General features: G+C 32.1%; 18 protein-coding genes. 14 read left to right on the plus strand and 4 right to left on the minus strand.

The window, feature by feature from the left end; all coding sequences use genetic code 11:
• Positions 1 to 23: 23 nt before the first annotated feature.
• The 3 genes from gldA to NNL09_RS12025 all read right to left on the minus strand — a co-directional run bounded on the left by gldA (position 24) and on the right by NNL09_RS12025 (position 2,818).
• Complete coding sequence (gldA, locus tag NNL09_RS12015; RefSeq protein ID WP_025665099.1) at positions 24 to 923, minus strand: gliding motility-associated ABC transporter ATP-binding subunit GldA; 900 nt, start codon at positions 921 to 923, stop codon at positions 24 to 26.
• Between the two features lie 146 nt (positions 924 to 1,069).
• Positions 1,070 to 2,002 carry a hypothetical protein gene (locus tag NNL09_RS12020; protein ID WP_196910786.1) on the minus strand — a complete coding sequence of 311 codons (933 nt, stop codon included), beginning with the start codon at positions 2,000 to 2,002 and terminating at the stop codon, positions 1,070 to 1,072.
• 12 nt (positions 2,003 to 2,014) lie between these two features.
• Positions 2,015 to 2,818: a fatty acid desaturase gene (locus NNL09_RS12025; RefSeq protein ID WP_025665097.1), complete on the minus strand. Its 804-nt coding sequence runs from the start codon at positions 2,816 to 2,818 to the stop codon at positions 2,015 to 2,017.
• A gap of 403 nt (positions 2,819 to 3,221) precedes the next feature.
• Here NNL09_RS12025 and NNL09_RS12030 point away from each other — a divergent pair, with 403 nt between their 5' ends.
• Entirely contained in the window at positions 3,222 to 4,535 is a 1,314-nt protein-coding gene (locus NNL09_RS12030) for a glycoside hydrolase family 1 protein (RefSeq protein WP_196910787.1), read from the plus strand.
• Here the strand turns inward: NNL09_RS12030 and NNL09_RS12035 are convergent.
• A complete protein-coding gene (locus tag NNL09_RS12035) occupies positions 4,518 to 4,979 on the minus strand; it encodes an Lrp/AsnC family transcriptional regulator (RefSeq protein ID WP_025665095.1) in 462 nt (153 codons plus the stop codon). The genes NNL09_RS12030 and NNL09_RS12035 overlap by 18 nt on opposite strands.
• 191 nt (positions 4,980 to 5,170) lie before the next feature.
• Between NNL09_RS12035 and NNL09_RS12040 the strand changes: the two genes are divergently transcribed.
• The 13 genes from NNL09_RS12040 (at position 5,171) to NNL09_RS12100 (ending at position 19,477) form a co-directional block, all read left to right on the plus strand.
• Positions 5,171 to 6,145 carry an NAD-dependent epimerase/dehydratase family protein gene (locus NNL09_RS12040; protein WP_196910788.1) on the plus strand — a complete coding sequence of 325 codons (975 nt, stop codon included), beginning with the start codon at positions 5,171 to 5,173 and terminating at the stop codon, positions 6,143 to 6,145.
• A 56-nt stretch (positions 6,146 to 6,201) separates the two neighbouring features.
• Positions 6,202 to 7,389 (plus strand): glycine C-acetyltransferase, encoded by a 1,188-nt coding sequence (gene kbl / locus NNL09_RS12045; protein WP_025665093.1) that lies wholly within the window; start codon positions 6,202 to 6,204, stop codon positions 7,387 to 7,389.
• 345 nt (positions 7,390 to 7,734) lie between these two features.
• Positions 7,735 to 8,565 carry a prephenate dehydratase gene (locus NNL09_RS12050; protein WP_196910789.1) on the plus strand — a complete coding sequence of 277 codons (831 nt, stop codon included), beginning with the start codon at positions 7,735 to 7,737 and terminating at the stop codon, positions 8,563 to 8,565.
• Positions 8,562 to 9,761 (plus strand): pyridoxal phosphate-dependent aminotransferase, encoded by a 1,200-nt coding sequence (locus NNL09_RS12055; protein ID WP_196910790.1) that lies wholly within the window; start codon positions 8,562 to 8,564, stop codon positions 9,759 to 9,761. Before NNL09_RS12050 ends, NNL09_RS12055 begins: the two co-directional genes overlap by 4 nt.
• A complete protein-coding gene (locus tag NNL09_RS12060; RefSeq protein WP_196910791.1) occupies positions 9,762 to 10,610 on the plus strand; it encodes a prephenate dehydrogenase in 849 nt (282 codons plus the stop codon).
• 47 nt (positions 10,611 to 10,657) lie between these two features.
• On the plus strand, positions 10,658 to 11,740 hold the full coding sequence (locus NNL09_RS12065) for a bifunctional 3-deoxy-7-phosphoheptulonate synthase/chorismate mutase type II (RefSeq protein WP_025665089.1): 1,083 nt from the start codon (positions 10,658 to 10,660) through the stop codon (positions 11,738 to 11,740).
• Positions 11,741 to 12,020: 280 nt separating this feature from the next.
• Entirely contained in the window at positions 12,021 to 12,971 is a 951-nt protein-coding gene (gene rsgA, locus NNL09_RS12070) for a ribosome small subunit-dependent GTPase A (RefSeq protein ID WP_025665088.1), read from the plus strand.
• A 263-nt stretch (positions 12,972 to 13,234) separates the two neighbouring features.
• Positions 13,235 to 13,687 carry a D-aminoacyl-tRNA deacylase gene (dtd, locus tag NNL09_RS12075; RefSeq protein WP_025665087.1) on the plus strand — a complete coding sequence of 151 codons (453 nt, stop codon included), beginning with the start codon at positions 13,235 to 13,237 and terminating at the stop codon, positions 13,685 to 13,687.
• Between the two features lie 22 nt (positions 13,688 to 13,709).
• Positions 13,710 to 15,623 carry a DUF3857 domain-containing protein gene (locus tag NNL09_RS12080; protein ID WP_196910792.1) on the plus strand — a complete coding sequence of 638 codons (1,914 nt, stop codon included), beginning with the start codon at positions 13,710 to 13,712 and terminating at the stop codon, positions 15,621 to 15,623.
• Positions 15,624 to 15,635: 12 nt separating this feature from the next.
• Positions 15,636 to 17,666, plus strand: a complete 2,031-nt coding sequence (locus NNL09_RS12085; RefSeq protein WP_196910793.1) for a DUF3857 domain-containing protein — start codon at positions 15,636 to 15,638, stop codon at positions 17,664 to 17,666.
• A gap of 2 nt (positions 17,667 to 17,668) precedes the next feature.
• Positions 17,669 to 17,995, plus strand: coding sequence for a nucleotide pyrophosphohydrolase (locus NNL09_RS12090; protein ID WP_025665084.1), 327 nt, complete (start codon positions 17,669 to 17,671; stop codon positions 17,993 to 17,995).
• Positions 17,995 to 18,249: a hypothetical protein gene (locus NNL09_RS12095; RefSeq protein WP_035095847.1), complete on the plus strand. Its 255-nt coding sequence runs from the start codon at positions 17,995 to 17,997 to the stop codon at positions 18,247 to 18,249. The genes NNL09_RS12090 and NNL09_RS12095 overlap by 1 nt, the downstream gene beginning before the upstream one ends.
• Position 18,250: 1 nt before the next feature.
• Complete coding sequence (locus NNL09_RS12100; RefSeq protein ID WP_196910794.1) at positions 18,251 to 19,477, plus strand: 3-phosphoshikimate 1-carboxyvinyltransferase; 1,227 nt, start codon at positions 18,251 to 18,253, stop codon at positions 19,475 to 19,477.
• Positions 19,478 to 19,536: the final 59 nt, after the last annotated feature.

Consider the following 19,536-nt stretch of genomic DNA (forward strand, 5'->3'; position numbering starts at 1 on the left):
TTGAGACGTGTGTAGAAATTAATTTAAGAAGGATTAGTAAGTTCTCTAAACAAACTCTCCAGGTTTTTATTTTTTCGAGATAGTTGTAATATTTTCAATTTATTATCATGGGCAAAGTCAAAAACCGTTGGACGCATATCTGTTTTGGTGTCAAAAGTGATTTGATAGATAAACCCATGAATATTTTTTACATCACTTACATTAGGTAATTTTTGTAAAAAAGCTTCTTCTATACGATAATCAAACTCTACTTCGATGATCTGATCGGTCTCTTCTGCTATTTCATGTAAATGTTTGTCTGCAACAATTTCTCCTTTATTAATAATGATAACCCGATCGCACATCGCTTCAACTTCTTGCATTATGTGAGTTGATAAAAAAACAGTTTTTTCTTTACCAATTGTTTTTATTAACTCTCTAATCTCTACTAGTTGATTAGGGTCTAAACCAGTTGTAGGCTCATCCAGTATTAAAACTCGAGGATCATGAAGTAATGCACATGCCAAACCAACTCGCTGGCGATACCCTTTAGAAAGTTGACTAATTTTTTTATTACCCTCTGGAGTTAGCCCTGTTAATTTGATTACTTCTTCAATTCTGGATTTTGAGATCTTATATACTCGGGCATTAAATACTAAATATTCTCGTACATACATTTCCAAATATAATGGGTTATGCTCAGGAAGATACCCTATGCTTTTTTGTACATCGATAGATTGGGAATGTATATCAAAATCATTAACAATGGCAGAACCTTCAGAAGGATCAAGATAAGTAGTTAGGATTTTCATCATAGTCGATTTACCTGCTCCATTGGGACCTAGAAAACCAACAATCTCACCTTGTTTTATTTCAAAAGAGATAGCATTAAGTGCTTTTTGATCATTATAAAGTTTAGAAATATTGGATACCGAAATAGACATATAGAACGAGTATGAGATCTGTTTATACCCAAAAGTACATAATTCATATATGTATTGTGTGAGAAACTGAGAAAAAATAATTTAATGTAAATTTTCTTTATTCATTATTTGCGTTAAGTTAATTAATGTGACAAAAAAACTAAGTGTTATTTTTTTGACCAATCATTTTCTATCCAGAAGAGACCCATAATAAAAATGAATAAACCTAAAAATGCTGGAAATAGATGAGAAAAATTTAAATATCCGATAACAAAATGAACTAAAATAGCAGAAGAATAGCCTATGGTTATTGCAATTGCCAAAGTTTCCCATAAGATTTTTGAAGGCTTAGCATACCAGATTATAAAATATAACATAATACCGATGGTAGCCAAACTACCTCCAAACGAAGCTCTATCATGCGCTATTACAGGGATTAGTTTGGAACTTATATCCTGAAGTCCGCATACTTTGATATCCATAAAAGCGAGATCTTGAGGAACAAAAACAGAAGTCATACCTACTATCATTATAATTACACCTCCCAGAAAAAGTGCTAAAGCACTTAGTAACATTAAACAATTTCCTCTACCCAATCTTGAACTTAGATGAAATCTTTTCTGTTTTTTGAAAAGAGAATTAAATTGATATTTTGATTCTTTTTGATAAGAATGATATAGTCCTAATATAAATAACGGGGTAATCGCTATTGTTCCTAGCGCGTGCCATGAATCAAAATAATTATATCCTAAATACGAGAAAAAACTTGCAAAACCATAAATACCTGATATAAAAAGAACCCACCATGCCCAGGGCTCTTTTTTTTGTAATGGGACTAATGCTAGCCAAAGGTATAGAATGCCAACTGTAATTAAAGCGCCTCCGTAAGAAACACGATCATGAAACATGAACTCTACAATTCTTCCATTTTTATAACTAGAAAGTTGTTTTGCTGTCATGCCTATAATATCAATATCATGAGGTAAAAAGCTTCCAGAAAGCGATTGTCCTATTAAAAACACACCAATAAACAATAATATAATGCCCAAAACAACAAAAGGAATAATTCCATTTTTAATAAATAGGCGATATAATTTCATTAATTTTTAACTTTATAAGTTGATAGTTTCGAGATTGTAATTTTTAAGATATGGTAGTAATCTTTTTCCAAGTTTCCTCCAGTTTTGATGAGGAACCATGGGATACAAATGATGTTCTAAATGATAATTATGGTGAGCAAAAAAGAAGCTTATGATCGGACCTCTAAATAGTTTTGTTTGAAATATTGGATGTGTGTAATTTACTTTATGGGGGATATATACTGTAAATAGTGGATACAGCCAACTTCCCATTTGAACTAATAAAAAATAATATAATAAAAAAGGATAGTGTTGGTATAGTAGTATTGCTATTACTATATATATCAGAAATATGGACCCTTCAATATGTATCCAAATTCTATCCTTAGTCTTTGCGTGTTTTCGTGCCCAGAAAAATAGTTTGTACAAATAAATAATGCTTTCTAGAATTAATTCGTACGGTTTCATATGTATAGAAGCACCTTCAATATCGTTTTTTTTAGGAAAATTGCGATGATGGTTAATATGACATACCTTAAAAGCATGACCGCTTCTTAAGGTTAATATTTCAATAATTGATAAGAAAAATCTATTTACACCAGGATGTAATTTTAAAGTTCCGTGTACAAGGTCGTGAGATGTCGAAACATAAGTAACAAACATCAATATAACAACAGATAGGATTGCCAAGATCCATAATTCATTACTAGCAAAATAAAAATATCCGAAACAACACAGAAATGGTTTTGTAATAGTCCAGACCTTTTGTGCCTTGGTTAAATACAATAAGTCCTTGCCTAATACTTTGATACTTGGCAGAATTATCTCCTGCTCCATTTGTTTTTGGTTAGATAACATTATAGATCGTCATTATTTCTATAATTCTTCTAAGTTTTTTTAGTAGAATTATAGTGTAAATACTCTCTTAGTAATATACGTTGGTATCCAAAAGTACATAATTCATATATGGATTGTATGAGAAACATAGAAAAAATGATAGTAACATTAAGATAATATTGAGGTAAAATGATAAGATAAAAGATGTATTATCTTTATAATATAGGATAAGATATTTTTAATATGTCACTAATCAACTTAAAACAGATAGTCTATAATTTTCTTCATAAACTGGTTTGTGTAAGTCAGCAAATTATCTTTTTTATAGTATCACTTTTTCTTAAAAAAGGATTGTTTAAGCATTGATATGCTATGTTTGTCTTTTTTAGATTTTTAAAACATAATGAAAAAAATTAAGGCCCTTAAATGGGGAGTTGCGATTGCTGCTCATCAAACTGAAGGAGCTTATGATAAGGATGAAAAAGGCCTTTCTATTTGGGATACATTTACTCAAAAATCCTATAAAATCAAAGACCGTTCTAATGCTAAAATTGCAACAGATTTTTATCATAGATTCGAAGAAGATATCGATCTCGCTGTAGATATTGGATTACAGATATTTCGCTTTTCTGTTTCCTGGTCAAGGATACTTCCAAACGGTACAGGAGTAGTGAATCCAAAAGGAATTGAATTTTATAATAAGGTAATTAATTACTGTTTAAAAGTAGGAATAGAACCTTGGATTACAACATACCATTGGGATTTGCCACAAAAATTACAAGATAAGGGCGGTTGGACAAATCGAGATAGTATTAGCTGGTATGCAGCATATGTAACTGTACTAAGAAACCATTTTGCAGATCGAGTACAGCATTGGGTATTGATTAACGAGGGAATAGTATGTATTGGCGGAGGTTATTTTCTTGGTGTACATGCTCCTGGCAAGAGAGGGATTCGTAATTTTATTTCGAGTACACACCATCTTTTATTGGCGCAAGCTGAAGGGTTTAAAGTTTTGAAGAAAAAAGAAGGCCTTCAGGTAGGTACAGCAATAAGTTGTACCAAAATCGAACCCTATAGAAATACGACTGCTGATCATAAAGCAGCTATTAGGATCGATACATTAATGAACCGCCTGTTTATAGAACCTTATTTGGGATTAGGGTATCCCGATAATGATTTTCCGACCTTAAAACGTATATCTAAATATTATAAAAAAGGAGATATTGAAGCATTAAAAACTGATTTTGATTTTTGGGGAATTCAAACTTATGCAAGAGAAGTAGTTAAAGCAGCTTGGTATATCCCATATCTTGGAGCAATTCAGGTGAAACCTGAAAAAAGGAATGTGAAAACTTCGGTGATGGGGTGGGAAACATATCCAGAAGGAGTACAGTATTTTTTAGAAAGATTTGCTAAATACAACCCTAAAAAAACACTTTGGCTTTCTGAATGCGGAATAGCACTATCTAAGAATGAAGATGACCAGAAAAGGATCGAGTATTACCAAAAAATAATCGAAGGAATGAAAACTGTATTGGGTAAAAATATAAACCTCAAGGGAATCTTACTCTGGACATTGGTAGATAATTTTGAATGGGCAGAAGGATATATTCCTAAATTTGGGATAATAAGTTTAGATAGAAATACTATGCAACGCAAAATGAAAAGATCTGCGCTCTGGTTAAAAAAATATCTATTAAATATAAAACTCTGATGTGTGCTTAATTTCCTTAAGAACAAAAGTGCTATTTAGGACACCAATATTTTCGATTTTTGAAAGTTTTGTTTTTACAAAATCATGATATTCTTCTAAACTTTTGGTGTGAATTTTTAAAACAAAATCTACCTGCCCTGCCATATGGTAACATTCCTGTACTTCTTTCAAATTTTGGATCTGCTTTTCGAATTTTTCTATAAAAGCTTCATTGTGATAGCGCATAGAAACCTGACAAATTGTAGTGATCGCACGATCAATTAATTTCTTATCTAAGATCGCAACATACTTTTTAATGAATCCTTGTTTTTCTAATCGTCGTATTCGTTCGTATACAGGAGAGGCGGTAATATTAAGGATTTTGGCAATCTCTTTTGCTGTTTTTTTAGAATCTTCCTGTAAAATTCTAAGGATAGTAATGTCGGTATGATCTAATTGTTCCATTTTAATTCAAAAAAAAATTACTTCAAAAATAGAATTTAAGCTTATGTTTAAGTAAATATAGCTGAATTTATATTAATAATTAGTAATTATTGCTTAATTATTTAATGATTATGGCAGGAAACGTTACATTTTGTACTTTGCCAAGTAAATAACACTGTTAAATAGTTGAATTTTAAGTGAAAATAGAACATATGGAAACGATTGTTTTGGTAATAGGAGCGAATGGTCAATTAGGATCAGTATTAACAGAATCTCTCAAACAAAAATTTGGAAGCTCTAATGTAATTGCTTCTGATTTAAGATCTAGAGAAGGATACGAAGGCTCTTTTGAAATAATCGATGCAACAGATATGAATAGAATAGAGGAGGTAGTTGTTCGGTATAAAGTTACTCAAATATATCACCTTGCAGCAATTCTTTCTGCCAAAGGAGAAGAAACACCTTTAAGAACCTGGGACATTAATATGAAAACTTTGTTTAATGTACTCGAAGTCTCTAGGCAACACAATATTGATAGAGTATTTTTTCCAAGCTCTATAGCCGTTTTTGGTGAAGGAGCACCCTTAGAACATACTCCAAATAATGCCTATCTGGATCCTGCTACAGTATATGGGATTAGTAAAGCAGCAGGAGAGAATTGGGCGCAATATTATTTTCTTAGATACGGACTTGATGTTAGGTCGATTCGCTATCCAGGTGTAATTGGGTATCAATCATTACCAGGAGGAGGTACTACAGATTATGCAGTAGATATCTATCACAAAGCAGTTTTAGGAGAAGAGTTTAGTTGTTTTTTAGAAGAAGATACTACCTTACCTATGATCTTTATGGAAGATGCCATACGGGCAACTTTAGAATTAATGGATGCTCCTAAAGAAGATATCAATATAAGAACTTCGTATAATATTGCAGGAATTAGCTTTTCACCTGCAGAAGTAGCGGCAGAAATTCGTACATTATATCCTAATTTTGAAATCAAATATAATCCTGATTTTAGACAAGAAATTGCTGCACGATGGCCTAAATCTATAGACGACTCTGCTGCAATTAAAGATTGGGGATGGAAACCAGAATTTGACCTTGAGTCGATCACAAGTACAATGATCCAAAAACTGAAAGAAAAATATAAAACAGGATCAAAGAATCAGGCAACTTTAATGCTTTGATGTTTACATCTTTGTATGAAATGAAATATAACAATAAAGAATAAATACCAAGTAACATGTTTTCAAATATAAAAGACGATTTACAAAAAGAGCTGGATGAGATTATATCGGCAGGATTGTATAAATCCGAAAGAATAATTACTACCCCACAAGGAGCGAGTATAGACACAACAAATACTAAAGATGTATTAAATTTTTGTGCAAATAATTATTTAGGCCTTTCATCACATCCTGATGTAATTGAAGCGGGTAAGAAAGCTATAGATTCTCATGGGTATGGATTGTCATCTGTGAGATTTATTTGCGGAACTCAAGATATTCATAAAGAATTAGAGCGTAAAACTGCCGATTTTTTAGGAATGGAAGATTGCATTTTATATGCAGCTGCTTTTGATGCTAATGGAGGAGTATTTGAACCTATTCTTGGGCCAGAAGATGCGATTATCTCTGATGCACTAAACCATGCCTCTATTATTGATGGGGTTAGGCTATGTAAAGCAAAACGCTTTAGATACGAACATAATAATATGGTAGATCTTGAAAAGCAATTAAAATCAGCAGAAGGATCAAGACGTATACTTATTGTGACAGATGGTTCTTTTTCTATGGATGGTACAATTGCACAGTTGGATAAAATATGTGATCTGGCAGATCAATATGAAGCTATGGTTATGATAGACGAATGTCATTCTACAGGTTTTTTAGGAAAAACAGGTCGAGGAACACATGAGTATCGTGATGTAATGGGACGTGTAGATATTATTACCGGGACCTATGGTAAAGCTTTGGGTGGTGCTTCTGGCGGGTTTACTGCTGCAAGAAAAGAAATTGTAGAAATGCTAAGGCAACGATCCAGACCATATTTGTTTTCTAATACAGTAGCACCATCAATTGTAGGAGCATCGATCAAAGTATTAGATTTGTTAAGCTCTTCTACAGTGCTACGAGATAAACTAGAAGAAAATACAAAATACTTCAGATCAGAAATGACTGCAGCAGGATTTGATATTATCCCGGGAGATCATCCTATCGTTCCGGTAATGTTATATGAAGCAAAACTTGCGCAAGAGTTTGCAGCTAAATTACTTGAAGAAGGAATTTATGTTATAGGATTTTTCTATCCAGTTGTGCCTAAAGGGAAAGCAAGAATTAGAGTGCAATTGTCAGCTGCTCATGATCGCAATCACTTAGAAAAAGCAGTGAAAGCATTCACTAAAGTGGGTAAAGAGCTGAATGTGATATAAATACAAACGTTTGTTAGTGGTTCAAAAAGTAGAAGATTCATAGAATACATGATGTTTTGTTTAAAAATTTTCATTAATATCTATTAAAACATCAAGATTTGATGATAATACTCTGATGATTATGAAAAAAATCAAAATTTATTTTGAATCGTAATAGTTTTAGCTAATTTAGCAACGTAATAATGATACAATAATGAGCAATTTATTTACTTGGAACGGATTCTATTTTTTCTTCTTTTATTTTAAAAGCAAGATTGGGATCACTATGTAAATAAATCAGCAAAATTTATAAAACTAGAATCCCGATGAAAAATCGGGATTTTTTTTTTGCAATAAAATTAGTATATGAAACAAAAGGTTGCCATACAAGGAATAAAGGGGTCATACCATCACGGTGTTGCTCAGGCATATTTCGGAGAAGATATAGATGTAAATGAATGCATGTCTTTTCAGGAAGTAGTGCATAGTTTAGAACATAATAAGAGCACAGATGCAGTAATGGCAATCGAAAACTCTATTGCGGGTTCTATTATTCCAAATTATGCTTATATAGATGAGCATGATCTTACCATTAGAGGAGAATATTTTTTACCTATTCATCACTGTTTAATGGCTTTAGAGGGTCAGGAAATTTCAGACGTTAAAGAAGTATATTCTCATCCAATGGCTTTGCTACAATGTAAAGAGTTTTTTAGAGGACAACCACATATCAAATTGATAGAGGATGCAGATACAGCCGATGTTGCTAAGAGAATTCATGAGCAGCAACTAGAAGGAATTGCTGCTGTAGCAGGAGAAACCGCTGCAAATATTTATCAATTAAATATTTTGGCCAAAGAAATTCAAACTATAAAATCTAATAGTACTCGGTTTTTTATTTTAAATACCGCAGAAGGATCTAACTCAGAAAAGAAAGATATCAACAAAGCATCTTTGAAGTTTCTAACAGATCATAAAAAGGGAAGTTTGGCTACAGTGCTTAATGTAATGAGCGATTGTGGATTGAATTTAACCAAAATCCAATCATTACCCATTATTAGTATGCCCTGGAAATATTCCTTTTTTGTAGATGTGACTTTTACAGATTATAATGATTATGCTAAAGCGATGTCTATCCTAAAAATTATGGCATTAGAACTAAAAGTATTGGGTGAATATAAAAATCAAAACGGATGAGCATTCAAACGGCAAAAAGATTAGAAACAGTAGAAGAGTACTATTTCTCCAAAAAATTAAGAGAAGTTAGAGAACTTGTCGCCTCAGGAAAACCGGTTTTAAATATGGCTATTGGTAGCCCAGACCTGGATCCACCAAAAGAAGTAGTGCAAGCCATTCAGGAAGCGGTACTTGTAGATGGTGCTCATAAATATCAAAGCTACCAAGGCTTGCCAGAATTGCGAGAAGCTATTGCAGATTTTTATAGCGCAAAATACCAAGTTTCCTTAAACCCAAAAGACGAAATCTTGCCCTTAATGGGATCTAAAGAAGGAATCATGCATATTTCTCTGGCTTACCTTAATGAAGGAGACGAAGTATTGGTTCCTAATCCTGGATATCCAACATATAGTGCAGTGACTAATTTGGTAGGTGCAAAACCAATTTTTTATGATTTAGTTGAAAATAATGGATGGGAGCCGGATTTCCATAGTCTTTCAAAAAGAGATTTGAGTAAGGTAAAAATCATGTGGGTGAATTATCCAAATATGCCAACAGGAGCTTCAGGTGATGTTGAGCTATTTAAAAAAATGATTGATTTTGCTAAAAAACATAGTATCCTATTGGTGAAAGATAATCCATACAGTTTTATTTTAAATGATAGCCCTACAAGTATTTTATCGATAGAAGGAGCAAAAGAAGTAGCATTGGAGTTAAATTCTTTAAGCAAAACTTTTAATATGGCTGGATGGCGTGTGGGAATGGTTAGTGGTAGTTCTGATAAAATTGAAGCGATTTTAAAAGTGAAAAGTAATATGGATAGCGGTATGTTTCAAGGAATCCAAAGAGGAGCTATCGCGGCATTACGTATTTCTAATGGCTGGTATGATAAAATGAATGCAATCTATAAGGAAAGAAGAATCTTGATCTGGGAGTTAGTAGATCTTTTAGGGTGTAGTTATGATAAAACCGCAAAAGGAATGTTTGTCTGGGCTAAGTTACCAGAAGGAACCGATGCAGTAGAATTTATAGATACTATTTTATATGAGAATGATATCTTCATCGCTCCAGGGGATATTTTCGGAAGTAATGGAAAAGGATATATACGTTTTTCACTTTGTGTAACCAAAGAGAATATTAAAGAGGCTATAGGAAGACTTCATAAAACAGAATTACCATTGGCGACAAAGAGTATGATAAATCAAAATTGTAACTAGATGAATGTATTTGTAGTAGGGGTAGGTCTAATCGGAGGTTCTTTTGCCATAGATATTAAAGCAGCTTTTAACGAAGCTAAGATTTATGGTGTGGATAGAAGCGAAGATAATCTGAACGAAGCATTATCACTAGGCTTTATTGACTATACATCTGGTTTGGATGAGCTGGATAAAGCAGATGTGGTTATCATCGCCATACCAGTAGATGCAACCGTCGAGATATTACCCACTATTTTAGATAAAATCAATGATAACTGTTTAGTTTTTGATGCTGGTTCGACCAAGAAGAAATTATGTAATACAGTAGAGAATCATAATAAAAGAAGGAATTATTTGGCAGTACATCCAATTGCAGGTACAGAGTTTTCTGGGCCACAAGCAGCAATTGCAAATTTATATAGAGGAAAAACGAATATTATCTGTGAGGTAGAAAAAACAGCATTTAAATTACAAGAAAAGGGGATGGAGATTTTTTCTAGATTAGGTATGCGAATTCGTTATATGGATCCCTCTTCTCATGATAAGCATATTGCTTATGTTTCGCACTTATCACATATTAGTTCTTTTATGTTAGGTAAAACTGTAATCGAGAAAGAGAAAAACGAAAGAGATATTTTTGATATGGCAGGTAGTGGTTTTGCTTCGACTGTTCGATTAGCAAAAAGTTCTCCCGCTATGTGGGCACCAATTTTTAAGCATAATAAAGAAAATATAATAGAGACATTAGAAGAATATATTGCTAATCTTGCTCAATTTAAAGAGTTGATTGAAAATGATGATTTTTTAGCTGTATATAGAGAAATGGAAGATACAAATCATATAAAGACAATTTTAAAAGGAATTGCTTAAGCTATAGAACCAATACAAACTTTAATAAATAAGAATAAAAAATAAAAATGGAGAATAAAAAAGAACTTAGAAACTGGTTAGATGATTACAATCTGGATCATCCATTGGTAATCGGAGGACCTTGCAGTGCTGAAACAGAAGACCAGGTAGTAAAAATAGCACATCAACTTAAAGATTCTGATGCCACAGTATTGCGTGCAGGAATCTGGAAACCAAGAACAAGACCTGGAAACTTTGAAGGAGTAGGAGCTTTGGGGTTAAAGTGGTTGCAAAGAGCTAAAGAAGAAACTGGGATGAAGATTGCTACAGAAGTAGCAAATCCGCATCATGTAGAATTAGCTTTAGAACATGGAGTTGATGTTTTATGGATAGGAGCAAGAAGTACAGTATCTCCTTTTATTGTTCAGGATATTGCAGATGCCTGTAAAGGAATCGATAATCCGGTCTTAATAAAAAACCCAATTAACCCAGATTTATCTCTTTGGTTAGGTGCTGTAGAACGTTTTTATACTGCAGACGTTAAGAACCTAGGAGTAATTCATAGAGGGTTTTCGACATATGAGAAAACAAAATATCGTAATATCCCAGAGTGGCAGATTCCGATCGATTTACAAAATCGTTTCCCAGATTTGCCATTGATCTTAGATCCTTCTCACATTGCAGGAAGAAGAGATTTGATTTTTGACCTGTCTCAAACAGCTTTGGATCTTAATTTTGATGGACTTATAGTAGAAACACATTATGATCCCGATAATGCATGGAGTGATGCCAAACAACAAATTACACCAGAAACATTGATTCAATATATGAAAGATTTAAAAATTCGTAAAGAGATTGGAGAAGATGAAGCATATCAAAAAGCACTTAGCGAATTACGTGCTAAGATTGATATCGCAGATAATCAATTGTTAGAAGTTTTATCTAAGAGAATGAAAATTTCTGATGATATAGGAAAAGTAAAAGCCAAGCAAAATGTTGCTATTTTACAATCTAAACGATGGAATGAAATATTGGGAAGAATGATTCTTGAAGGAGAAGAAAATGGATTGAGTGAAGAATTTATACTTCGTATTTATAAAGCAATTCACCAGGAATCAATAAATCATCAGAAAAAAGTGGCAAGAGGATAATATAAAAACCCCATTCGCTGCGATTCATAACGAGTGGGGTTTATGTTTTCTTTTAAACAAGATAGTGTATTGCGATTAAATTTTATCGTCAAAAAAGCTTACTTTGATATAATAATATTTCTATGATGCATTATGCCAATTTTTTTACCAAATTTTTGGTATAATATCTTAGAGAAGAACAATAATTGTGTAAAGAAATTGCTTTGTAGGATTTTATGTTTTTTTAATTAAGAAAAGAAATAGGGCCTCTACAAATATTAATATTTGCATCTTTGTATTTATGACAGGTACCGTTTATAAATCTACAGGAAGTTGGTATACCGTAAAAACTAATAACGGAAAAGTATACGAATGTCGTATAAAAGGAAAATTTAGGATTAAAGGCATCAAAAGTACTAATCCTGTGGCTGTAGGAGATCTAGTGGATTTTAAATTAGAAACTAATAATGATCAGGAAACGGGAGTTATCGAATATATTCACGAAAGGCATAATTATATTATTAGAAAATCAGTAAACCTGTCAAAGCAGACACACATCATTGCTTCAAATGTAGATGTGGTCTTTTTATTAATAACCTTAAATAATCCAACAACATTTACAACATTTATAGATCGATTTTTAGTTACAGCAGAGGCATATGGTATTAAAGCAATCTTGCTTTTTAATAAAATAGATACATATAGTGAAGATGAGCTTTTGGAGATTAAATATCTGGCAGCGATATATAGAAAAATTGGATATGAATGTATAGGAATATCTGCAAAGAATGGTAAAAATGTAGACAAAGTAAAAGCAATAATGAAAAATAAAGTAAGTATGTTTTCTGGTCATAGTGGGGTAGGAAAATCTACTTTAGTTAACACAATTGCTCCCGATTTGTCGTTAAAAACAGCCGAAATAAGCGATCAACACCAACAAGGTTTACATACGACTACTTTTGCAGAAATGTTTGATCTTAATTTTGATGCCAAGATTATCGATACACCTGGGATAAAAGGTTTTGGAGTTGTTGATATGGATAAAGAAGAACTGGGAGATTATTTTCCCGAATTCTTTGAGTTAAAATCAGGCTGTAAGTTTAATAACTGTTTGCATATTAATGAACCAAAATGTGCTGTTAAAGAAGCATTAGATAACGAAGAAATTGCCTGGTCTAGATATAAAAGCTATTTACAAATTCTTGAAGGAGAAGAAGAACACTACAGAAAAAATAATTACGACGACGAATAATTTTCGCAATCCACGGCAGCAAAACAGATTAAATTTCTAAGTTGTGCTAAATCAGTTGATAAGAAAATAAAAAAAAATTCTCAGTTCCGAAAAATGAAACTCAAACACTGTATACTTGTGCCATAAAGTTGTTAATTAAAATGACTTTTGGAATTATTTAATGTAATAATTGAATGAAAAACACGCAAACAAAACATGTTGTTCTATATCAGATAAGTAGGGTAATAAAAAAGCTTTTGTTTTTTAAAATCAATGGTAAATAAATGAGGGCCGTAATTCAAAGAGTTTCTGAGGCATCCGTATGTGTCGAAGGAAAAATTGTTTCAAATATAAATCAAGGATTACTTATTCTAATAGGAATAGAAGAAAAGGATTCGCAAGAGGATATAGATTGGTTATCAGGAAAAATATCTCGCCTTAGGATATTTGAAGATGAAGCCGGTGTAATGAACAAAAGTGTATTGGATATAGATGGAGATGCTATAGTAGTAAGTCAATTTACACTACATGCCAGTATCAAAAAAGGCAATAGACCCAGTTATATTAAAGCAGCAAAACCAGAGATAGCAATTCCTCTCTATAAGAATTTTGTACAACGATTAGAGTTGGATTTAGGAAAGAAAATAGGTACAGGTGTATTTGGAGCTGATATGAAAATATCACTACTTAATGATGGGCCTGTTACTATAACTGTAGACACAAAAAACAAAGAATAAACCACCCCCTAAAATAATTTTTATGTTACAAAAAATACTACTGGTTTCAGTTGTGCTTATGTTATTCTGTATTGGGCAAATCTCTGCTCAGGATGATTTAAAGCTACAAGCTGTACTCTTAGATTCTACACTTACTAAAAATGCTAATGCTATTGTAAGATCCGAGGAAGTTACTATTGAGATAAAGTCAATAAATTCTGTAGTTGTAAAAACCAAAAGAATTGTTACTATACTTAATAAATATGGCAACGGATATGCCAATTCTTATGAAGGGTATAGCCCATCTACAAAAATTAAAAGACTAGAAGCTATAGTTTATGATTCTTTTGGTAAAGAAATTAAAAAATATAAAAAGAAAGATTTTAAAGATAGAAGTGTTTCTGATGGGATATCACTAATGAATGATGATAGAATAAAATATTTTGAATACACTCCTTTAAATTACCCTTATACACTTGCATTTGAAAGTGAGGTAGAAAGCTCAACTACAGCATTTATAAAATATTGGAAACCAATTTTGGCATATAGATTAAGTATTGAAAAATCTAACTATAAGATTTTAAATTCATCAAAAATCTCGATTAGATATAGAGAAACAAATTTTGATGATTATCCGGTCGAAACAAATAAGACCGACCTGGAAACTTCGTATTCAATTTCTAATATCCCAGCACGATTACCCGAAGTATATAGCCCTTCTCTAAATGATATGACGCCGATGGTAAAGGTGGCATTAAACGAATTCTCATTAGAAGGAGTTAAGGGTGCAGCTACAGACTGGAAATCTTTTGGAAAATGGAAATACAATAAACTAATATCTGGTAGAGGTAAATTACCTCTTCAGACTATTGAAAAAATAAACAAACTGGTTGCGAATGCAAAAACTAAAAAAGAGAAAGCTAAGTTAATTTATGAATATGTACAGGATAAAACCAGGTATATAAGTGTACAATTAGGTATTGGAGGTTGGGTCCCATTTTTGGCAGAAGACGTAGATCGATTAGGATATGGAGATTGTAAAGCGCTAACAAACTATACTAAATCTTTATTAGATAGTCAGGGTGTAAATTCTTATTATACAGTCGTTTATGCTGATGAGAGAAGAGATATTGACTCAGAATTTGCATCAATGCAAGGAAATCATGTGATACTTAATATACCAGATGAAGAAGAAGATCTCTGGCTTGAATGTACCAGCCAAACCACCCCATTTAATTTTATAGGTGATTTTACTGATAATAGAGATGTACTGGTAATTACTCCTGAAGGAGGAACCATTAAAAGAACTAAGAAATATGAACCTGAAGAAAATATACTTCATACTACGGCTACAGTTAATCTTGAAGTAGATAGATCCATGTCTGCAACTGTAAAAAGAGTATCGCAGGGACTTGAATATGACTGGAATTATAATATTCAGTATGAAACACCAAAAGATCAAAAATTATATTATAAAGAATTTTGGGGATATATCAATAATCTGGAAATCGGTAAGATAAATCTTAATGATAATAAAGACAATATCAAATTTACAGAGGACATAGAAATCTCTTGTGTTTCTTATGCTAAAAAAGTAGGAAGCCGTTTATTAATATCTCCTAATCTTTTTAGTCGAGATCAGATTAATCTACCTAAATATGATACGAGAAAAACCCCTTTGGTAATATCAAGAGGGTATGTAAATACAGATGAATACATTATTAATTTACCTGATGGATATATGATGGGGAATTTACCTGAAAAAAAATCTATTGAAACCGTATTTGGTAGTTATAGTTATGAACTCGAAAAGATTGATGATAAGCAACTCAAATTCAAACGATTTTTAAAAATAGTTGACGGTACATTTCCGAAAGAAAAATATGATGAATATAGAAGGTTTAGATCCGAAATTAAGAAAATAGATAAATCAAGAATAGCATTAAAACAACAATAAATAACCATCGCAATGAAAAATATAAATACATTACTATTTGGTTTCTTTTTTATAGTTTCTGCAAGCGGTTTTGCACAGGAGTATAAATACGGAAAAGTATCTAAAGAAGAATTGGCAGAGCAATCTTATGCTATGGATAGTACGGCTCATGCTGCTGTTCTTTATGAAAAGAAACATGTACATATGAATTACAGTCAATCTCAGGGTTTTCAGTTGATTACCGAGGTGTATAAAAGAATCAAGTTATACAAAAAAGATGGATTTGATTATGCAACAGATGAAGTGTTTTTATATCATAAAAATGGCGAGGATGAAAAAATAATGAGCTTAAAAGGGGTTACCTATAGTTTGGTTGATAATAAAATTGTAGAAACCAAACTTAAAAAAGATGGAATTTTTAAAAACGAATATTCTAAATATTACGATCAAATAAAATTTACAATGCCCTCTTTACAAGAAGGATCAATAATTGAGTATAAATATAAGATCATTTCACCATTTGTATACAACATGGATAGAATCTATCTGCAATATGAAATACCAATTAAAAAACTCGATGTAGTAGTTGAATCTCCAGAATATTTTATATTTAAAAAGTTTACATCAGGGTATCTTCCAGTTGACATTAAAGAATCTAAACATAATAGTAAGATTATGTTAACGTCTAAAACCAGAACAAGTAGTGGAGGAGTTATGGGGGGAACAGTAAAAACACAATATTCAACCAATGATGTTGATTTTAAAGTTATTAAAAATACGATTAACTCTACCAATATCCCTGCTTTTAAAATAGAGCCGTTTTCTGGAAATGTGAAAAATTATATTTCGAGTATAAGTTATGAGTTATCTAGTGTTAATTGGCCAAATAGACCTGTAAAATACTATTCTACAACCTGGGAAGATGTAGCGAAAACAATTTATAAGAGTGGTAATTTTGGTGAAGAATTAAAAAAGAAAAGTTATTATGAAGAAGATTTAAAAGCCGTAGTGTCGCGCTCAGAAAATCAGACAACCAAAATGATGAAAGTATTCAATTATGTGAAAAAAAGGATGCGATGGAATGATGCGTATGCTGTGGGTACAAGTGTGGGAGTTAAAAAAGCATATAAAGAAAAGACAGGTAATTCTGCAGAAATTAATCTGATGCTTACTTCTATGTTATCTCATGTTGGCCTGGATGCTAATCCTGTATTAGTAAGTGCAAGTAACAGAGTTATTGCTCTGTTTCCTACTGTAGATGGCTTTAATTATGTGATATCCAGAGTAAAATTAGCCGATGGTAGTCATGTGTACTTAGATGCTACAGATAGATATGCTTTACCTAATGTTTTACCAGATCGAGTAATTCGTGGATCTGGAAGAGTAATTTCTAAAAATGGTACTTCACAAAGAGTAAACTTTAGACCAAAAAGACCTTCTTTAAAAAGATATAGTGCACAATGTCAAATTGATAAAGATGGTGCTGTAAAAGGAAAATTTAATGTTCGTCATATGGATTATTTTGCACATGATTTTAGGATAGAAAATGAAGCAAAAGATGATGAAAGTAAAGTAAAGCGTTTTAAGAAAAGGTTTGGCTTAGACGAAATTGAAGAATATACTGTTAAAGGTATAAATGAAGCCGGGAAAGGAGTTAGCGAAAGCTTTAATTTTATATCTTACGACCAGGTAGAATCTATCGAAAATGAGATGTATTTTTCTCCGTTGTTATTTTTAAGAGATAAAGAAAATGTATTTAAATCTAACAATAGAGAATATCCAATAGATTTTGGTTATGGGTTTACTAATGCCTATATGGTAAGTATCAAAATTCCTGAAGGATATGAGGTAGCCGAACTTCCAAAATCGGGAGCTTTTAAAATGCCAGAAAACATAGGTGCTTTTTCATTTAGGTCAAATGTAACCAACGGGATGATACAAATTGTTGTTAATGAAACTGTTAATGTTGCTTTTCTTCCTTCAGATTATTATTTAACATTAAAAGAGTTTTATAATCAAGTTATTGAAAAAGAAAATGAACAGATAGTGCTTAAAAAAATATAATTATGAATATCCAGGATGCCCAACGTGCTGTAGATGATTGGATCAAAAATCATGGAGTACGGTATTTTAATGAATTAACCAATATGGCGCAGCTTACCGAAGAAGTAGGAGAAGTTGCCAGAATTATAGCACGACGTTATGGCGAACAAAGTGAAAAAGAGAGTGATAAAAATAAAGATCTAGGAGAAGAATTGGCCGATGTTTTGTTTGTGGTATTATGTTTGGCTAATCAAACAGGAATTAATCTTCAGGAAGCTTTTGATAAAAAGCTGGATATTAAAACAAAAAGAGATCACGATCGTCACCATAACAACGAAAAATTAAAATAATGTTTACATCAATTCTTTCGTCAAAAAAGTACTGGTCCTCTGTATGCTTTATAGGATTTGGCTTTATAATTATTTTTAGTGTTATTGAGTATTTCATGCAATACAGCAGTTCTACTTGGAGTACTTTTGTAGAAGAAAGAATCAATCAGCAACAATGGATTAGATATATGATATCTCGAATAGTAGGAGGATTAATATATGGGATGATCATGGGATATTATTTTGAATTAAGAAAAAGGAAATCAAATCGATAAAATGAATTTGAAATTAGAACACATACCCAATATAGAAGGCAATACGCTACAAATTACGGGATCAAAAAGTGAAACAAATAGGTTACTAATACTCCAGGCATTATACCCTAATATAGGTATCGAAAATGTATCTAACAGTGATGATTCTGAGTTAATGCAAAAAGCATTGAAGAGTGATGAAATTACTGTAGATATTCATCATGCAGGTACAGCAATGCGTTTTCTTACAGCATATTTTGCTGTTAAACAGGATAGAGAGACTGTACTTACAGGAAGTAAAAGAATGAAAGAAAGGCCGATTAAAATATTGGTCGAAGCATTAGAACAATTAGGATGTAAGATTAGTTATGAAAACGAACATGGGTACCCTCCGATACGTATTCGAGGAAAGCGACCCGAAACAAATTCTGTCTCTTTACAAGCAAATGTGAGTAGTCAGTATATTTCGGCATTAATGTTAATTGCTCCTTCATTACCCAATGGGTTAGAAATCGTATTAGAAGGAAAAGTAACCTCTGTGCCTTATATTAATATGACATTAAGTTTGTTAAGTGATGCTGGTATTAAAGGTGTTTTTAAAGACAATAAAATTACCATTAATCCTTGCGACAAAATTTCTCCAAAAAATATTGTAGTAGAATCAGATTGGAGTTCTGCTTCTTATTTTTATAGTATTGTTGCGCTTTCTGATAATACATCTGTCACTATTGGAAGTTATAAAAAGCAGAGCTATCAGGGAGATGCTAAACTTGCAGAAATATACAAAAGCCTAGGAGTAGAAACTACTTTTGATCAAAATACAATTACCTTAAAAAAAGTATCGGATAAACTTAAGAAACTTGAAGATGGATTAGATTTATCTAATTCTCCCGATATTGCTCAAACAATAGCTGTAACTTGTTTTGGATTAGGTATTGGATGTTATCTTACTGGCTTACACACATTAAAAATAAAAGAAACAGATCGTCTGGAAGCTTTAAAAAATGAAATCGAAAAATTAGGCGGGCAAGTTCATATTACCGAGAATTCTCTTCGTTTAGAGCCTTCAGAATACATAAAAAAAGATGTAACTGTAGCAACATATCATGATCATCGTATGGCTATGGCATTTGCACCTCTTGCTCTTAAAACATCATTATATGTCGAAGATGCTAATGTTGTTTCTAAATCCTATCCCGATTTTTGGTTAGATTTAAAGAAATTAGGATTTAAAATTTTAGAAGTGTAAAAGAGAGCTATAGCAGGATAGTTGATGCTAACTTAGTTATTTTGAAGGCGGTTTTTATG

The organism is Aquimarina sp. EL_43 (genome assembly GCF_943422735.1).
In the GTDB taxonomy this organism is placed as follows: domain Bacteria; phylum Bacteroidota; class Bacteroidia; order Flavobacteriales; family Flavobacteriaceae; genus Aquimarina; species Aquimarina megaterium.